The 18,027-nt window shown below is 44.8% G+C and carries 11 protein-coding genes; 6 read left to right on the top strand and 5 right to left on the bottom strand.

What is annotated here, in order from left to right; genetic code table 11:
• Positions 1-114 precede the first annotated feature (114 nt).
• On the top strand, positions 115-1,536 hold the full coding sequence (gene dacB, locus R7R78_RS12030; RefSeq protein WP_005380063.1) for a serine-type D-Ala-D-Ala carboxypeptidase: 1,422 nt from the start codon (positions 115-117) through the stop codon (positions 1,534-1,536).
• Here the strand turns inward: dacB and R7R78_RS12025 are convergent.
• Both R7R78_RS12025 and tyrS read right to left on the bottom strand, forming a co-directional pair.
• Positions 1,515-2,360, bottom strand: coding sequence for a magnesium transporter (locus R7R78_RS12025; RefSeq protein ID WP_005380062.1), 846 nt, complete (start codon positions 2,358-2,360; stop codon positions 1,515-1,517). The genes dacB and R7R78_RS12025 overlap by 22 nt on opposite strands.
• Before the next feature lie 418 nt (positions 2,361-2,778).
• On the bottom strand, positions 2,779-3,966 hold the full coding sequence (gene tyrS, locus R7R78_RS12020; protein ID WP_017820416.1) for a tyrosine--tRNA ligase: 1,188 nt from the start codon (positions 3,964-3,966) through the stop codon (positions 2,779-2,781).
• A gap of 130 nt (positions 3,967-4,096) precedes the next feature.
• On the opposite strand from tyrS, the gene R7R78_RS12015 reads away from it, so the two are divergent.
• A complete protein-coding gene (locus tag R7R78_RS12015) occupies positions 4,097-5,389 on the top strand; it encodes a peptidoglycan DD-metalloendopeptidase family protein (protein ID WP_005386530.1) in 1,293 nt (430 codons plus the stop codon).
• 64 nt (positions 5,390-5,453) lie between these two features.
• Here the strand turns inward: R7R78_RS12015 and vmeK are convergent, their stop codons facing one another.
• From vmeK to erpA, 3 genes are all read right to left on the bottom strand, one after another.
• Positions 5,454-8,558 carry a multidrug efflux RND transporter permease subunit VmeK gene (vmeK, locus tag R7R78_RS12010; RefSeq protein WP_005380029.1) on the bottom strand — a complete coding sequence of 1,035 codons (3,105 nt, stop codon included), beginning with the start codon at positions 8,556-8,558 and terminating at the stop codon, positions 5,454-5,456.
• Positions 8,559-8,567: 9 nt separating this feature from the next.
• Entirely contained in the window at positions 8,568-9,683 is a 1,116-nt protein-coding gene (locus R7R78_RS12005; protein ID WP_005386537.1) for an efflux RND transporter periplasmic adaptor subunit, read from the bottom strand.
• 105 nt (positions 9,684-9,788) lie between these two features.
• Positions 9,789-10,130 (bottom strand): iron-sulfur cluster insertion protein ErpA, encoded by a 342-nt coding sequence (gene erpA, locus R7R78_RS12000; protein WP_005380031.1) that lies wholly within the window; start codon positions 10,128-10,130, stop codon positions 9,789-9,791.
• 246 nt (positions 10,131-10,376) lie between these two features.
• On the opposite strand from erpA, the gene hemL reads away from it, so the two are divergent.
• The 4 genes from hemL to R7R78_RS11980 all read left to right on the top strand — a co-directional run bounded on the left by hemL (position 10,377) and on the right by R7R78_RS11980 (position 17,818).
• Positions 10,377-11,672, top strand: a complete 1,296-nt coding sequence (hemL, locus tag R7R78_RS11995; RefSeq protein WP_005380032.1) for a glutamate-1-semialdehyde 2,1-aminomutase — start codon at positions 10,377-10,379, stop codon at positions 11,670-11,672.
• A 345-nt stretch (positions 11,673-12,017) separates the two neighbouring features.
• Positions 12,018-13,103: an AI-2E family transporter gene (locus tag R7R78_RS11990; RefSeq protein WP_005386541.1), complete on the top strand. Its 1,086-nt coding sequence runs from the start codon at positions 12,018-12,020 to the stop codon at positions 13,101-13,103.
• Positions 13,104-13,179: 76 nt separating this feature from the next.
• Complete coding sequence (rsmC, locus tag R7R78_RS11985; RefSeq protein WP_017820412.1) at positions 13,180-14,205, top strand: 16S rRNA (guanine(1207)-N(2))-methyltransferase RsmC; 1,026 nt, start codon at positions 13,180-13,182, stop codon at positions 14,203-14,205.
• 226 nt (positions 14,206-14,431) lie between these two features.
• Entirely contained in the window at positions 14,432-17,818 is a 3,387-nt protein-coding gene (locus R7R78_RS11980) for a response regulator (RefSeq protein WP_225473659.1), read from the top strand.
• The last annotated feature ends 209 nt before the right edge of the window (positions 17,819-18,027 follow it).

Below are 18,027 nucleotides of genomic sequence, written 5' to 3'. Positions count from 1 at the left end.
GCCTTTCTCTCGTGTCTCATTCATGAAGACATTTGAAGCATTTCTTTAGTTACCTAGCATATTGAAAGGACTTGCGTATACTCAATCACATAACTCACCTTAGAAAGTATCATTATGCGTTTACGTTGGCCCTTGCTCATATTCTCTTCATTACTTTCTGCTTTTTCACAAGCGTACCCTCATCAAGAGGTGTTGCCTGAAGGCGCCCGCATCAGTTTAGTTGCGGAAAAACTCAGTGAAAATGCTGAGCTTGACGGTGTTCATCCTACCGAACAACTGTTCCCACCAGCGAGTACATTAAAAATCGTCACCGCATTAGCCGCAAAGCTAGAACTGGGTGATAATTTCCGGTTTCGAACCAAGCTGGAAACGTCGAACTCAGATGCAGTGATTTACTTTGTCGGCGACCCAACACTCCAAACCAACGACTTAAAATCACTTCTCACTCTAGCTAAGAAAAATGGCTTAAAACGGATTAACGGTGACCTATGGCTCGATAACAGCGCATTCACTGGTTATAACCGTGCGGTGGGCTGGCCGTGGGATATCTTGGGAGTTTGCTACAGCGCTCCGGCATCGACCATCACACTCAATAACAACTGTGTACAAGCCTCTATCTATACACAAAAAGATGGTGGAACGCGGGTCTACGTACCAGAGCATCAACCTATTCGTGTCACAAGTACCGTAGAAACAGTTTCTAAAACCATTAAGAAAAGTCGTCATTGTGACTTAGGTTTAGTTGCAAATCCCGATAACAACTACAAGCTAACAGGGTGCTTGGTTGAAAGAGACAAACCATTGCCACTGAAATTTGCGGTTCAAGACCCTGAGCGTTACACCAGTCAAAGGTTGGCGGCTTTGCTCAAGGAGCTCAACATTGGGGTATCAGGACAGATTAGGGTCGGTACGGCGCCAGAAAAGCAGCGAAAACTCATCGCAATGCATCAATCAAAAGCCTTACCAGACATTCTCGAAGATATGCTCAAAAACTCTGACAACTTGATTGCCGACACATTAACCAAAACACTTGGTGCTAAATTTTTCGTTCAGCCAGGCAGTTTTACTAACGGTACAGAAGCGATCAAGCAGATCATTTTCGCCAACACTGGTATTGATATTCGTAATGCGCGCCTAGAAGACGGCTCAGGACTTTCGCGAAATAACCGGATCTCCGCGACCAAGATGGCTGAAATGCTGCGCTATATTTGGAAGCATGAAAACGAACTCAAATTGATTGCCATCATGCCGAAATCAGGTGAATCCGGCACATTAAAGTACCGACAAAGTATGCGAAAACTTCCAATTAAAGGACAGCTGATCGCGAAAAGTGGCTCTATCTACGGGACTTACAATATGGCTGGATATGGCTTGGACAAAAATGGTCAACCTAACACCATTTTTGTTCAGTTTGTTTCAGACTACTTCCCAGAAAAAAGGGACGACAACACACCTGTCATCGCCCCGATTACACATTTTGAGCAGCTTTTTTACAATGACATTGTGAACTTTAGTCAGGCAATACCTAAGAAATAGTTCACCACGTTAAAGTAAATCCACATTCCTGAAATATCGACGATAGACGCAAGAACTGGACTCACCAATACGGCTGGGTCCAACTTGCAAGCTCGTGCAATAATTGGCAACAGCCCGCCCAATGTTGTAGAAATGGTGACTTGAATGAACAGCGCAACTGCTATTGCCAGTGCGATATCGGTCAGTTCAAAGCCTCCTGTTGATTGTCCTGCACTAAATAACATAATGCGTCCAATCATCACGATAGCGATCGCTAGCGCAATAAATAGAGCGACTCGGCTCTCTTTCCACAAAACTTCTAACCATTGGCGTTTTTTTAACTCTCCAGTAGCAAGAGCACGAATCACCAAAGTTGCTGCTTGTGTTCCTGTGTTACCACCAGCAGCTGCAATCACTGGCATGTACACTGCAAGTAAAACAAGCTGACTAAGGGTGTCCTCATACTGAGCGATGATCAAGCCTGACACTATCCCTAAAAGAGCCAGCGCAATGATCCATCCAATACGCTGTTTTACATGCCCTAAAACACTAGTTGATAAATAACCATCGGGTGTATCAACTTCAGACATATGCAGACCCAGTTGGTGAGCATAATGACGTGCGCGTTTGTCATGACCTGCTTGCTCAAGTTGAGCAATAAGACTATTCACATAGCCGACAGAGCAATGCTGTAAAATACCTACAGCCTCATCAATCGGCATAACCGTAAGCAAATGGACTTGTTGCTCTTGCTCGTACTGCAAGAATGCATTGCGAGCTGCACCAATTTCTACTTCAGAAAAGTTTGGTGTTGTTTCAATAAAAGTGTTGTTCATTACCGTCATGGCGAATCTCCCGATTGGCATTGGTAACGACCATCGACAAAGCATGAAAAGCCACTCTTGCACGCTAAAAGTCAGACAACAATTAAGATGCACAGAGAAAACCAATGCGAATGCACTGTCTATTCAGAATGTATGAAGGAAATAACGAGAAGAAAATTAGAAAAGATGCCTCACCACTTAGGTAAGGCGGAGATCGCCAATACCGAAGCGGGTTATTTCGCTCCCTTAATCTTACTCACCCAACGACTGGGAGGATGGTCGGTATTGTTCATGTAAATCTCCGATAGCGCTGCCATTATTGGCAGCGCAAGTATAGTAGCAAAGTTCATCAGGTATGGAAGTTTTACTTTGCCGTTTTTGCTATATTTTCATACAAAAAAAGCGCCCTTCGGACGCTTTCATTTGCAGTCATTATGAATTACTGAATAGTAATACGAGCAAATTTACGTTTGCCTACTTGGAACACATAAGTACCCGCTTCTGGAGCAAATTTGCTGTCCGCAATTTTTTCACCATCAATCTTCACAGCGCCCTGCTTAACCATGCGCATCGCATCTGACGATGATGGACATAAGCCTGCTTCTTTCAACAGATTACTCACTGGGCGACCTGCGTCAAAGTCAAACTCTGGCATTTCATCAGGAATTTGGTTCTTCGCAAAACGGTTTACGAACTCTTGCTCTGCTGCATCGGCATCGGCTTCACTGTGGAAACGAGCAATAATTTCTTTTGCTAGCAATACTTTGATGTCACGAGGGTTTTTGCCCGCTTCTACATCAGCTTTGAATTGAGCAATCTCTTCCAGAGGACGGAAAGAGAGCAGCTCGTAGTAGCTCCACATTAGGTCATCAGAAATAGACATGATTTTACCAAACATTTCGCTTGGCGCTTCGCTGATACCGATGTAGTTGTTTGCTGACTTAGACATCTTCTTCTCGCCATCAAGGCCCACTAGAAGCGGCATCATCAGTACAACCTGAGGTTTTTGACCGTGAGACTTTTGCAGTTCACGACCCATTAGAAGGTTGAACTTCTGGTCTGTACCACCTAATTCAACATCCGTTTCCATTGCTACTGAGTCCCAACCTTGTAGAAGTGGGTACATGAACTCATGAATAGCAATTGGCTGACCACCCGCGTAACGCTTTTTAAAGTCGTCACGCTCTAGCATACGAGCAACGGTTTGGTTTGCCGCAAGGCGAATCATACCTTCTGCGCCCAGTTCAGACAGCCACTCAGAGTTAAACTGAATTTTAGTCTTTGCAGGATCGAGAATTTTGAACACTTGCTCTTTGTACGTTTCAGCGTTACGCAATACGTCTTCACGACTTAGCGGTGGACGAGTTGTGTTTTTACCTGTTGGGTCACCAACCATTGCAGTGAAGTCACCGATTAGGAACGTCACTTCATGACCTAGTTCTTGGAACAAGCGAAGCTTATTGAAAATAACCGTATGGCCTAGGTGAATGTCAGGTGCTGTTGGATCAGCGCCCAATTTAATACGTAGAGGACGGTCTTCTTTTAGTTTTGCGATTAGCTCTTCTTCTGGAATCAGCTCTTCAACACCGCGCTTAATCTCGGCTAGTGCAGCTTCAATGCTCGCCATTCTTGTTCACTCCCACAGATTTGGCAAAAATATAATAGCTGAACATATTACTTGAATAGCGATGCATTTTGAAACACGTTAGACTAGGTAGTTGTCACTTTTTCCGTTTAATTTAGCAATCAAGTACCTCATGCATTCGATTTTTGTCCGACTTCCACTCTTGCACAAAGTATTGATCGGTTTTTTTAGTGCGCTGATTATCTTCGCGCTCTTCTTTTTACCTGATCCGCAAGACCTAGACCCGCAGCAGAGCCGATTAAAAGTTGGTCAACATTATCCTGTGCCAGTTTCCCTCGAACTCAGTGCACTAAATAGTTCATCGCCTGCGGTTCCCGCCGTGCTGCGCTGGGAGACATACAAGGTAAAAAATGGCGAGAGTGCTGCCATCTTATTTAGTCGCGTCGGGCTTTCTGCTCGTCTATTACATGAACTGGTGTCATCAGACAAAGAAGTGGAAAAACAGTTAACTCGGCTTCGACCTGGTGACCGATTGCAATTTGGTTTTGACGAAAATAACGACTTGGTGCAGCTAAGAAGAACACTAAGCGCGTTCGAGACTTTTCGTATCACATTAAAAGACGGCAAGTACGTTTCTGAAGTTGATAAAAAAGAAGTCGACTTCCAGTACAACTACGCTGAAGCCACCATCAAATCAAACTTTTGGAATGCAGGAATATCTTCTGGATTAAATGGTAACCAAATCATGGAACTGGCTGGCATATTTGGTTGGGACATCGACTTTGCTTTAGATATTCGTAAAAACGACAGCTTCCGAGTACTTTACCAAGAGGAAGTGGTAGAAGGTGAAGTAATCGGCCGTGGAAAAATCATTGCTGCGATCTTTAAAAACCAAGGCGATACCTTTACCGCAATATTGGATCAGAAAAGTGGCAAGTATTACGACGAAAATGGGCGTGCAATGAAAAAAGCATTCTTACGCGCGCCGTTGGACTTCCGTCGAGTTTCGTCTAATTTCAACCCACGCCGCTTACATCCAGTGACGGGACGCGTTCGTCCTCATAGAGGCACGGACTATGCGGCACCAGTGGGCACCCCGATTTGGGCGGCTGGTGATGGCGTTGTTCAAAAATCGTCTTACAACAAATTTAATGGTAACTACGTTTTCATTAAACATAGCAATACTTACATTACCAAGTACCTGCACTTAACCAAACGTACTGTACGAGCTGGTCAACGCGTTAAGCAAGGCCAAACCATTGGTACGCTTGGCGGAACTGGCCGTGTAACTGGCCCTCACCTGCACTATGAGTTCCTTGTGAATGGTGTCCATAAAAACCCGCGCACGGTGAATTTGCCACAATCTAAATCCCTGACAGGCAAAGCGAGACAAACTTTCATGGCAAACGCGAAAATTAGCATGGACAAGCTTGAACGCTACAGCAAACTGCTAGCAATGAAGTAAGCCAGGTATTGAAAAGGGCAGCGAAGCTGCCCTTTTTGTTTTGTCGATATCATCACGATAAAGCTTACTGTTCGGAGTGATGCTCTCTCCCGAGCATAAGCAAACACGGTGTCAGAACTAACGTTAGCAAAGTCGCAAACGCCAAACCACCCGCGACAGCGGTCGCAAGCTGAGACCACCATTGAGTGCTTGGTGCGCCAAACTCCACTTTCTGATTAACTAAGTCGATGTTCATTTCTAACACCATTGGCAATAAGCCTAATATGGTGGTCACCGTCGTAAGTAAAACGGGTCTTAAACGCTGCACACCCGTACGCAAAATAGCCTCAGATTTTTCTAAACCACGTTTACGCATCTGATTATAAGTATCGATTAAAACAATATTATTGTTTACCACGATACCAGCCAACGCAATCACTCCAATTCCCGACATAATGATGCCAAATGGCTTTTGGAAAATAAGTAACCCGGCGAAGACACCAACGGTAGAAAACAGCACTGCACTAAGGATTAAGAAAGCTTGATAAAAGCTATTAAACTGCGTAATTAAAATCAAAGCCATCACACCAAGCGCGACAATAAAAGCATTTTGCAAGAATGCTGATGAGTTTTCCTGCTCTTCATTTTGACCCCGAATCTTATATTCAATGCCTTCCGGTAAGTCGAGCTGTTCCATTCCAGCGGCAATCTTAGGTAACTCAAGCGCCAAATTGTAACCTTCCACCATATCCGCTTTAATATTGATAACTCGATGACCGTCGACCCGACGAATAGTGTCTTGCTTATGATCTGGTTTGATTTGAGCAAAATTCGTAATCGGTACCAGACCAGCTGCCGTTTTCACTCTCAGTTGATCAAATCGACCTATGTCGCGCTTATCTTGCGGATAGCGCACCAAAATATCGACTTCTTCATCCGCATCATCGGGCAAATAATCGCCTATTTTCAAGCCGTTCGTAACAAACTGGACGGTATTCCCGACTAAAGTAGCATCCGCTGCAAAGCGAGAGGCGTCATCTCGCTGGATATCAATTTGCCAATCAATCCCTTCCTTATTAGTGGTATCACTCAAGTTGGTCAGTGCAGGATTACCATCAGCCCAATGTCGTACTTTTTTGGCTGCTTCATCTAACGCACTAACACTCAAATTTCGTGATGACACTTCAATCACGAGATCATGCTCGACAGGCGGTCCTGCGTCCGGGAATTTATACTCAAGTTCAACACCATAAAAGCGGTCTGTCGTCTCTTTTAGTTCCTCAATAATGGTTTTCACTTTGCGTCGATACTGCCAATCCACAGGCGTTATTTGAATCTGGCCAATCTCGTCCCCATTATCGCTCGATCCTGTGCGCGTGTAGACACTTTCAAACTCGTCATGACCGAGCATCACCTTCTCGATTTCGCGCATAACAACATCTTTTTCGTGAATAGACAGGTCACCATAAGAACGAACTTTAACGGTAAAAAAGGCAGGGTCCACCTCAGGGAAAAACTCTGCACCCAAGCCAGCTTTGTTGTAAGTGAAGCCGACACCTGCCGCTAGCAGTATCGCGCTGAGTAAGACTTTCCATGGATGACGAATCGCTACCGACAGAGTCTGGTAATAAAGCTTGGTAATGCCTGTCGCTTTTTCAAAGTTGCCGTTATGCAGCTCAACCATTTCTCGCTGAGCTTTCTGATTGACGACTTGAGGCTTGCCAATGATCCCGCCGATGACAGGAACGAACAATAAAGCCATCATCAGCGAAGCGGCCAAAGTAGCAATTAAAGTAAGTGGTAAGTACTTCATGAACTCACCAGTAATGTCTGGCCAGAAAAGTAACGGAGCAAACGCAGCCAATGTGGTTGCTGTGGATGCGGTAATAGGCCAGGCCATTCGCTTTGCTGCATCTCGATAGGCTTCTTTACGTGGCGTTCCTTCTTGCATGCGCCGATCTGCAAACTCTGTCACCACAATGGCACCATCCACCAACATGCCTACTGCCATAATTAAAGCAAACAGTACGACGATATTGACCGTCAGCCCAAATACCGATAACACCAACAACCCAGTCAAGAACGATCCTGGAATAGAAATCCCCACGAGAAGCGCGGTCCTAACCCCCAATATGGCAATAATGACGATAACTACGAGGATAATTGCGGATAAGATATTGTTTTGTAGATCACTGAGCATCAATTTGACATCGTCGGATTGATCCCAAGTGTATTTAACTTGCAAATTGTCGGGCCACTCGGCACGCTTCTGTCCCTGAGCCAGTACTTCTTTTACCAGCTCAACCGTTTCAATAATGTTTTCCCCTGCCCGTTTTTTTACATCCAAAACGATGGCAGATTCGCCATCTAAACGAGCAAAACTTTCAGGATCGCGAAATGCACGTCGTACTGTCGCCACATCGCCAAAAGTGATCACCTCTTTGCCATTCACCTTGATCGGTAGTTCAAGCACATCTTTCAGTGAATCAAAAACCGATGGGACTTTTACCGAAAAGCGTCCATACCCAGTATCGACAAACCCCGCTGCCACAACTCGGTTATTCAAGGCAATTAAATTATAGATATCCGCTTGATCGAGACCGTAGCTTTCCATCAATAGCGGATCGACAACTATCTCCACGATGTCTTCGCGATCTCCTGCGATTTCAACCTCAAGAACCTGACGGAAACTTTCCAAACGATCACGTAACGTTCTGGCAATCTGAACAATGGTTCGCTCTGGTACGGTGCCATAGAGCACAACGGTCAAAACAGGCTCTTCAGATGCAAACGTGACTTCGTTTACCGTCGGCTCATCACTGTCCTCTGGTAACTTTGGCTTCGCAAGATCAACCGCATCACGCACATCTGCCATCGCTTTATCAAGATCCACTCCGACACTAAATTCCAGCGTCACCGAAGCATGACCTTCTGATGCCACAGAGGTCATCTCTTTTACGCCTTCAATAGAACGCAGCTCTTGCTCTATTGGACGAACCAATAAACGCTCGGCATCGACAGGAGAAATACCTTGATGTCCAACAGAAACATAAATGATCGGAATGGTAATATCAGGGCTCGATTCCTTGGGGATAGTGACGTAAGTAATGACACCGGCAATTAAGATCATCACCAGTAATGTCAGCATGGTGCGAGCGCGGGATAACGCAGCATCAATCAGAGTGTACATAAGTGCTCCTTACTGCTCACTAGCCGCTTCAACAACTACGTCATCAACTTTATTGGCCAGTACTTGATCACCATCTCGCACAAAACCTTGTCCCAGCACGATAATATCTGCACGCTCTCCTAACCCAGAGAGCCACACACCATCATCCTCGGCCTTAACGAGTTGAATTGGAACAAACTCAACATACTCATTACGCAGTGTCTTGACACCTAAGTTACCTTCTTCATCTAGTGCTAACATGGCAGCCGTAATCTTTACTGCCAACACTTCACTCAAAGGCAGCTGTACTTCTGCGCTCATACCGGCAGGAATTCTTGCGTCTTGATTATCAATTTCGATTTCAATTGGAAATGTATTAGTAGAAGCAGAAGAAACACGTCCAATGTAGCGCACACGACCTTGATGATGCTGTTGGTTAATGGTTCTTACGTCGGCTTCTAGGCCTTCCTTAAGGTATTGTATATGCCGTTCACTGACATCGGCTTCAATCACTAAAGTATCCAAATCAATGACCGTCGCAATAGGATCGCCAATCCCGACAAAATCACCTAACTCAACAAAGTGGTGATCTACGATGCCATCAAATGGCGCTTTAACCTCAGTATTTCTTAAAGCCGTTTGCACGTTACTCAAATTCGCACGTGCATCTACCAACGCTGCTTGCGCTGTCGCAAATGCAACCTCACCTTGCAGTCCACGACTTTTTAGCGATTTAGCTGCATTAAACTCTTTCTCTTTAACCAACAGCATCGCCTGGGCCCGTTTAAGTTGAATGCCAAGGTCGCGCTTATCGATGTTTGCGATCACTTGTCCCTGTTTGACCGCTTGGCCTTTCTTTATGTTAAGACTGACTATTTTACCGGCAACTTCGGCGCCAAGACGCGCTTGACGATTGGGCGCTGTTCGTCCATACAATTCAATGGTTTTACTGGTAGGTTCGGCAAGAAAAGTATCAAACATCACCTTTGCAAGTGGTGTCGTGTTCGTGGATGTTGAAGAGTTAGGATGATCATCTTGTGCTTTGAGTTGGCCGATGGTTAGCCATGCAACAAGAAGTAAGACGAGGATAAGAGATACTAGCCAAGGGCGCTCGACAATTCGGCGTCCAAAAGAAAGTCCAGACATATAAAGTCCTTTTTATTATTTCTCTGCATATCTGCGAGCGTGCGCTTTACGTGACATCCTTCTACATAAAGCACAGGCAGCCATTAGCTGCCTGTTAGGTGTTAATTACACACTGAACGATGCACCACAACCACATGTTGTCGTTGCATTTGGATTATTTACGAAGAAGCGCGCTCCTTCCAACCCTTCTGTGTAGTCAACAATACCGCCAACGAGATATTGCAGACTCATAGGGTCTACAACCAGTGTTACACCACTGTTTACGATTGTCGTATCGCCTTCGTTTACATTTTCATCAAAAGTAAAGCCGTATTGGAAGCCGCTGCAGCCGCCGCCAGTAATGTATACGCGCAGTTTCAATGCTGGGTTTTCTTCTTCAGCAATCAATGCTTTAACGCGAGATGCTGCTGCGTCAGAAAAAGATAATGGTACGTTTACTTCGCTCACGAAGACCTCTCTCACTCGTGTAATGCGTCAAGCCTGAAGCAAGACGTCAAATTTGTGCTAATTGAGACGATTATCCAATACCTGACAAACTCGTTCAAGTATTCGCCGCCGATTCTTTATAACAGATGCGGATATATAAGATTACACTGCGAAACAACACATAAATTAAGCAAAACGTTTCTAACTTGATTATAGCTAGGTACAATGCGCTCCACTTGGTCCGAGCAATCAAAAGAGGATAACCCCATGACCAAATCATCAGAGCTGTATCAAAAAGCTCAGCAAACCATCCCTGGCGGTGTCAATTCACCAGTTCGTGCATTCAACGGCGTTGGCGGCTCTCCGCTATTTATCGAACGAGCAGACGGTCCACTGATTTTTGATGCCGATGGTAAAGCGTATATTGATTACGTTGGCTCTTGGGGTCCAATGATTCTTGGCCACAACCACGCGGTTATCCGCGAAGCAGTAATTGATGCAGCGCAACGCGGTCTTAGCTTCGGTGCGCCAACAGAGCTTGAAATCGCGATGGCAGAATTAGTTTCTGAGCTTGTTCCATCAATGGAGCAAATCCGCATGGTAAGTTCTGGTACTGAAGCTACTATGAGCGCGATTCGCCTTGCACGTGGCTTCACCGGTCGCGACAAGATCATGAAATTTGAAGGTTGTTACCACGGCCACGCTGACAGCTTGCTAGTAAAAGCAGGTTCTGGAGCACTAACTCTAGGCCAACCAAGCTCTCCTGGCGTTCCTGCAGATTTTGCTAAGCACACGCTAACAGCAACATTCAACGACCTAGATTCTGTACGCGAGCTATTTGCTGCTAACAAAGGCGAAATTGCTTGTATCATCGTTGAGCCAGTAGCAGGCAACATGAACTGTATTCCACCAGTGGAAGGCTTCCACGAAGGGCTACGTGAAATCTGTGATCAAGAAGGCGCGCTACTAATTTTTGATGAAGTAATGACAGGCTTCCGTGTTGCTCTAGGCGGCGCGCAAGCACACTACAACATCAAACCCGACCTAACGACACTGGGTAAAGTGATTGGTGGCGGTATGCCAGTAGGTGCTTTCGGTGGCCGTAAAGAAGTGATGCAATACGTTGCACCTACAGGCCCAGTTTACCAAGCTGGTACCCTTTCCGGTAACCCTGTCGCAATGGCAGCAGGCTACGCATGTTTGAACCTTCTAAAAGAAGAAGGCAACGAAAAGCGCCTAGCTTCTAAAACGAAACAACTTGCTGAAGGCTTTAAGTCTCTAGCAGAAAAACACGGTATTCCGCTAGTTGTTAACCAAGTGGGCGGTATGTTCGGCTTCTTCTTCACTGACCAAGAAAAAGTAACTTGCTACGAAGACGTAACGAAGTGCGATGTAGAACGCTTCAAGCGTTTCTTCCACTTAATGCTAAAACACGGTGTCTACCTTGCGCCATCTGCGTTTGAAGCGAGCTTTACTTCACTCGCTCATGGTTCAAAAGAGATTGATGCCACACTAGAAGCTGCTGACCGCTGTTTTGCTGTTCTTGCAGAAGAAGCGAAATAATCGCTAAAAACGGCGATAACGCATTTAGAAAAGGACCGTAACGGTCCTTTTTTATTGCCAATTCAAAATAACCAATATCGCTAATACCCCAACGACAATGCCAAACCACGGTATTCGCTTAGCTTTTTTCTCGGTTTGACACTTTTTATCACCGTTGCAACAACCCATAGCTCATCTCTTGATTGATAACCGACTGATTTGTAGTCATTATAGCAAGGTACATCGCCCTGCTCTAATTCGGCATTGTCATAAGCTTGAAAGAGTTAAGAGTGCAAAGTAATAAAGGTTACACGCCATCATTGAAGGCATAAACCGTAAACGTCACCTGTAAGTTGGACTAATACCATGCCAAATAATGTAAAAATAACGTCGAGTCACCGAGTACTAATGGTTGCTTTACTCGCCGCTGCTTTTGCTTGCTACTTATTGGTTGAGCCATATATCAATTCCATTGTGATGGCTTTTATCATTTCTTTGCTCATGTTTCCGATACACGAATGGTTTGAGCAGAAAATTCCCAAGCACCCCAATATGGCGGCACTGCTGTCATGTGTCGTCTTGACGTTTATTATTGTTATCCCGCTTTTATTTGTGTTTGCCGCCATTGTTCAGCAAGGCTCTGTTTTCTCACAAAATACATATAATTGGGTTACCAATGGTGGTATCCAAGATATATTCCAACATCCTTTCGTTATCAAAGGCTTAGCGATTGTTAATGAGTACTTACCTTTTGATAAAATCGAGCCCAAAGCCATTGCTGAGAAAATTGGGCAATTTGCCACATCGTTTGGCTCTAACTTAGTCGCTATCAGCGCAAAGATTTTAGGAGACGCAACCAACTTCCTAATGAACTTCTTCTTAATGCTGTTTGTGCTGTTTTTTCTGCTTCGTGACCACGACAAAATTATCTCTGCGATTCGTCATATCCTGCCACTCTCACGTAGCCAAGAAGACCGCATATTGACAGAGATAGAGCAAGTTTCTAAATCAGCCGTAATGGGCTCATTCATGACAGCGATTGCTCAAGGTCTGGCTGGCGGTATCGGTATGTGGCTAGCAGGCTTCCCTGGGTTATTTTGGGGAACGATGATGGGCTTTGCATCATTCATTCCAGTGGTAGGAACCGCGCTAATCTGGATTCCTGCAGCAGCGTACTTGTTCTTAACAGGCGATATGACTTGGGCTATCTTCTTGACGGTGTGGAGTGTAGTCGTCGTTGGCTCTATAGATAACCTATTGCGTCCGTTGCTAATGCAAGGCAGCGCCGGCATGAATACCCTTATGATTTTCTTCTCATTACTGGGTGGTCTGCATCTGTTTGGTTTGATTGGTCTTATCTACGGCCCACTTATTTTTGCCGTGACCATGGTACTGTTTAATATCTACGAGGAAGAATTCAAAGACTTCCTTAACCAACAAGACAACAGCTAGTCACCGCTTAATCACTTCAAGCTTGGGGCAGATTGTGCGAAAATCTGCCCCAAATTATTTCTGATGAACCAAATTTATGTCTGCTTATATCGCTCCTAGCCAAATAGCTCAGCGCCAACTTGAATACTTCAATGGAAAACACGTTTTAGTCGCTGGTGAAGTTGAAGACCTATTTCCTCTTGAGTTAGTGGCTCATTGTGAGTCTGTTGAAGTGTTTACTTCCAACTATAGCTACTACCGCCAAATTCAAACCTCTGACAAAGTGAAAAGTCATTTTGGCTCTGTGTTTGATGTTGAAACAAAAGCAGACATGGTCCTTTTATACTGGCCAAAAGCAAAAGCCGAAGCAGAATACTTGCTGGCGATGTTGATGGCGAAACTGGGCATTAACACCGAAATCGTCATCGTTGGTGAAAACCGCTCCGGCATCAAGAGCATCGAGAAGATGTTCCAAGAATACGGCCCTGTGAACAAGTACGACTCTGCTCGTCGCTGCTCATTTTACTGGGGTAATTGCCTCAATGAACCAAAACCTTTCAACCAAGCAGATTGGTTTAAGTCTTACACTGTTACACTCGGTGAGCAGTCGCTAGCGGTTAAGAGCCTACCTGGCGTATTCAGCCATGGCGAGTTCGACTTAGGTAGCCGATTGCTGCTTGAAACCTTACCTAAGCTGTCGGGCAAAGTGCTCGACTTTGGTTGTGGTGCAGGTGTGCTCGGTGCGTTTATGGCGAAAGCGAATCCAGAGATCGCGATTGAGATGTGTGACATTAATGCTTATGCGATCACTTCTAGCCAAGCCACATTAGAAGCGAATGGTTTATCCGGACGCGTATTTGCATCAGATATATACTCGGATACCGCAAAAGACTACCGCTTTATCGTCAGCAACCCGCCATTCCACAGTGGTCTAGACACAAATTACAACGCAGCGGAAACCTTGTTGGGTCAGGCACCACAATATCTAACCAAAGACGGCGAAATGGTGATTGTCGCGAATAGCTTCTTAAAATACCCACCAATTATCGAGCGGGCGTTTAATAATTGCGAGACGCTAAATAAGACCAATAAATTTTCTATCTACTACGCGAAAAAATCATAACTTCCCCCCGCGCAGGCACAAACCTGCGCGATTTTTTCTCATAAATTCAACACTCATAAGAAAAACTGCGTCACCCTGCACGCTTTACAACTAACTTTCTTGTCAAAGAAAAAAAACTCGTTAATTTTGTTAATTCTATCTAGTTGAACATCTTATCCGTTTTTAACGAGAACCTCGGCAGCGAAGTATGTTTTAGAACTGCCCATTATGAGTTGTAATCTTATCCATGTTTAAATTCTACAAAAAACAGAAATTTAAGCGCCTTCAGAGTACACTGATGACCGCATTTCTGGTGCTCAGTATCACACCTCTTACCATTACTGCGATCTTTTTCTTGCAGTCCCACAGTAAAGATCTGCAAGAACAAAGCACCTCGCACTTACTGTCTGTTCGAGATACAAAACAGCAGCAAATCATCGACTACTTTGAGGCACGAGAAACCGAAGTCATGGGCTTTGTGCGCTCAGAGTTGGCTTACGCCAGTGGTGGCCGATTCTACGGTCTCGTCAATGCTTTTAGTCGTTTAGGCAATGATATTGAAGAGTCTCGTAAAAACGCCCAACAGCGCTACATCGAGGGCAGCGGAGACCAAATCAAAACCTCAACGTTACCCGAGTCATCCAACTATGTAGGAAGTGAACGTTACCGGCTTTTACATAAACGCTATCATTGGGCCTACTTAGAGCTCCTCAAGCGCTCTGATTTTAATGACATTTTGCTGGTAGACATCAATGGTAACGTCACCTACTCGATCAACAAAGACGATAACTACGGAACGAACTTGTTATCAGGCCCCTACAAAGACTCGGCACTTGGCAAAACTTTCAAGCGTCTCGCCGATGATGTGACTGAACGTCGAAAAGTAAATGAAGACTACACTCCTGTGATTGTGTCTGACTTCGAGCTGGAAGGGGGGAAATCAGTCGCTTGGCTAGGTGCACCAATTGTTCAGCAAGGTTATCTACACAGCTATGCCATGTTCCGCTTGCCAAATAATGGCATCACTAAGTTAGCCGCAGACGCCAACCGAGAGTCATCAATTAACACCTTGCTGGTTGGAAATGATCACCAACCTCGCACAATTAACACGAAACAAGACGACATTAAGAACAGTTTAGAAGTGATCGATAAAGCACTCTCTGGTGCATTTGGTGTCGGCACTTACACAAACGGTTTAGGTGAAGAGATCATCGCGGCTTATGCACCGATTGAAACTCGTGGTGTGATTTGGGCGCTCGTCGTACAGTTACCAGAAAACGAAGCTTTCGCTCGTATCCATCAACTCGAAAAACTATTCGTTATCGCTATGTTGATCGCCATTATCCTTGTGGTGATCGCTTCTCACTATTTATCAAACTTTATCACTTCTCCGTTGCTGAAATTGACTTGGGTTGCCGAAAAGGTCTCTGCAGGGGATCTTGATGACACGTCTTTTAATACGGTTCGTAAAGATGAAATTGGTCGGCTTGCGTTAAGCTTTGAACGAATGCAACGCTCTATTCGAGAGAAGATTCAAACCATTAAGAAGCAAAATGAAGAACTAGAAAGCAACATACAGATCATTCAGAAACAGAATGAAGAACTGCAATTGGCCGATAAATTAAAAGATGAGTTCTTAGCCACGACTTCTCATGAACTTCGTACACCGTTACACGGCATGGTCGGGATTGCTGAAACCTTAGCGTCCGGCGCCAATGGTGCGATCCCCGCTAGCCAGAAATATCAGCTTGATATCATCATTAAAAGTGGTCAGCGTCTCGCTAATCTAGTCGATGACTTGTTGGATTATCATAAAATGCGTTATGGAAGCATGGATATCCAGAAATCAGCAGTGAGTTTGGGCAGTGCAACACGATTGGTTTTAGAGCTTTCTAGCCATTTACTCGGAAGTAAAACCATCCGCATCATCAACCAAGTCCCAGCGGATTTAAAAGCAGTGTCAGCTGACCCGCAACGCCTTGAACAAGTGCTATATAACCTGATTGGCAATGCGATTAAATACACCTCAGAAGGTAAAATTGTTATCTCCGCTAATGTGGTAGATGATCATGTACGCGTACAAGTCGTGGATACTGGACAAGGAATTCCCGCAGAACAACTTGAACATATTTTTGAACCACTCATCCAAGCAGGGCAAGACGCGAGCCGTTATCGTCAAGGTGCAGGACTTGGGCTCTCCATTAGCCGTCAATTGATCGAGTTAATGGGAGGCTCGTTATACGTCAGTAGCCAACCAATGGTCGGAACTACCTTCAGTTTCACTTTACCGCTCGCCAGTGAAGAAGAAATCCAAGCAACCCAGACTCTAGCTGCGCACGGGCACTTCCAAATTCCTGAAGTTAATGTAGAGAACAGCGAAGACTTATCACTTCCAGAGAACCCAGACGGCCCGTTACTGTATGTTGCTGACGATGAACCAGTAAACTTACGCGTGCTTGAAAGCTTTTTACGTTTAGAGGGCTATCGTGTGCGTACCGTCTCCGATGGGCCAGAAACGTTAGCGCTCGTCGAGCAAGAGAAGCCGGAACTTCTGTTATTGGATATCATGATGCCAGGCATGAGCGGCTACCAAGTTTGTAGTGAACTACGTGAAACCTATGATCATGCCGAGTTGCCAATCATTATGCTCACCGCACTCAGTCAAACAGAAGATCGTGTAAGAGGTTTTGAAGCAGGAGCCAACGACTATTTATCGAAACCATTTAATAAACAAGAGTTGGCGGCACGTATCCAAGCGCATTTAACGGCAAGTAAAGCAGAAATGCGCCATATGGAAAACAAAGTGCTAGAGTCTGAACTTAGACAGCGAGCAGTCGTTGAAGCAAGCTTACTTGAGACTCAAGGTCGTTTGTTGGAACAGCTAGAATCGGCTCCTGAAGCTATCATCTGTCTACGTGAAGACAAGCGTATTCGCTTTGCTAACGAAGCTGCTTGTAAGCTATTCAAGCGCAGCTTAGAACAGCTAAAGCGCTCATCTGCTGATGAGCTGATTGCCCCTAAATATCTAACCGTCAAACAACCTCATTACTGTGGCAAGATTGATATCTATATTGAAGATATTCGTCAGAACATCGAAACAGACATTCTTAAGCTCCCTGAAGGTTCAGGGTTAGATATCATGTACATCTTTAATGTCGGCGGTGGAGCCAGTGCCGCTCGCATACATAATCTAGAAACCGCCGTAGAAGTGCTTTCAAGTTATGCATTTGATGGTGACAAAGACCAATTGCAAAAGCTAAAAGAGCTTGGCGGAGAATTTACGCGCCTTGCAGACAAAGCACTCGGTAATAAAAAGGACAAGCAAGAACTTATGCGGGAAGTTCTAGTCGACGCAATGACACATGCTTTAGAGTATTGGGAATCTGTAACGGGTGAAAGTAAATTCGCATTTGCAGAGCAAAGTGGCTTGTGGCGCGTTTATCTAGACCGAAGTACTTTACAAACACGCACCTTAGATAAATACATGCGTATAGAAACATTACCCAAAACACCACGTTGGAGAACGGTGCTAAGCTCGATAGAGTTCATTCTCGAACACTGCAAAGAACAGAGCCCCGAGAGAGCATACATAGAAGCACAACGAGATAAACTACAGCGACTATTGACCAGCTAATATTTATCAAAAAAACTAGCCCAGCGTGCATGCTGGGCTTTTTTGTTATTCGAGTATTCCCTTCCTAGAGATAAAAGAGACCGCCTCTTCCTACCCCATTACCCTATTTCCAATAACGAACATTCGGTTAGACAACGCTATCTATTGTTGGTCTTCAAAACGTACGACCTTATCCATTTTACTTGTCTTAACTAGGTAAGTTCGAGCAA

This window comes from Vibrio sp. 2134-1, assembly GCF_033339495.1.
The sequence above is the reverse complement of the archived record's forward strand: the minus strand, read 5'-3'. Positions and strand labels throughout refer to the sequence as shown.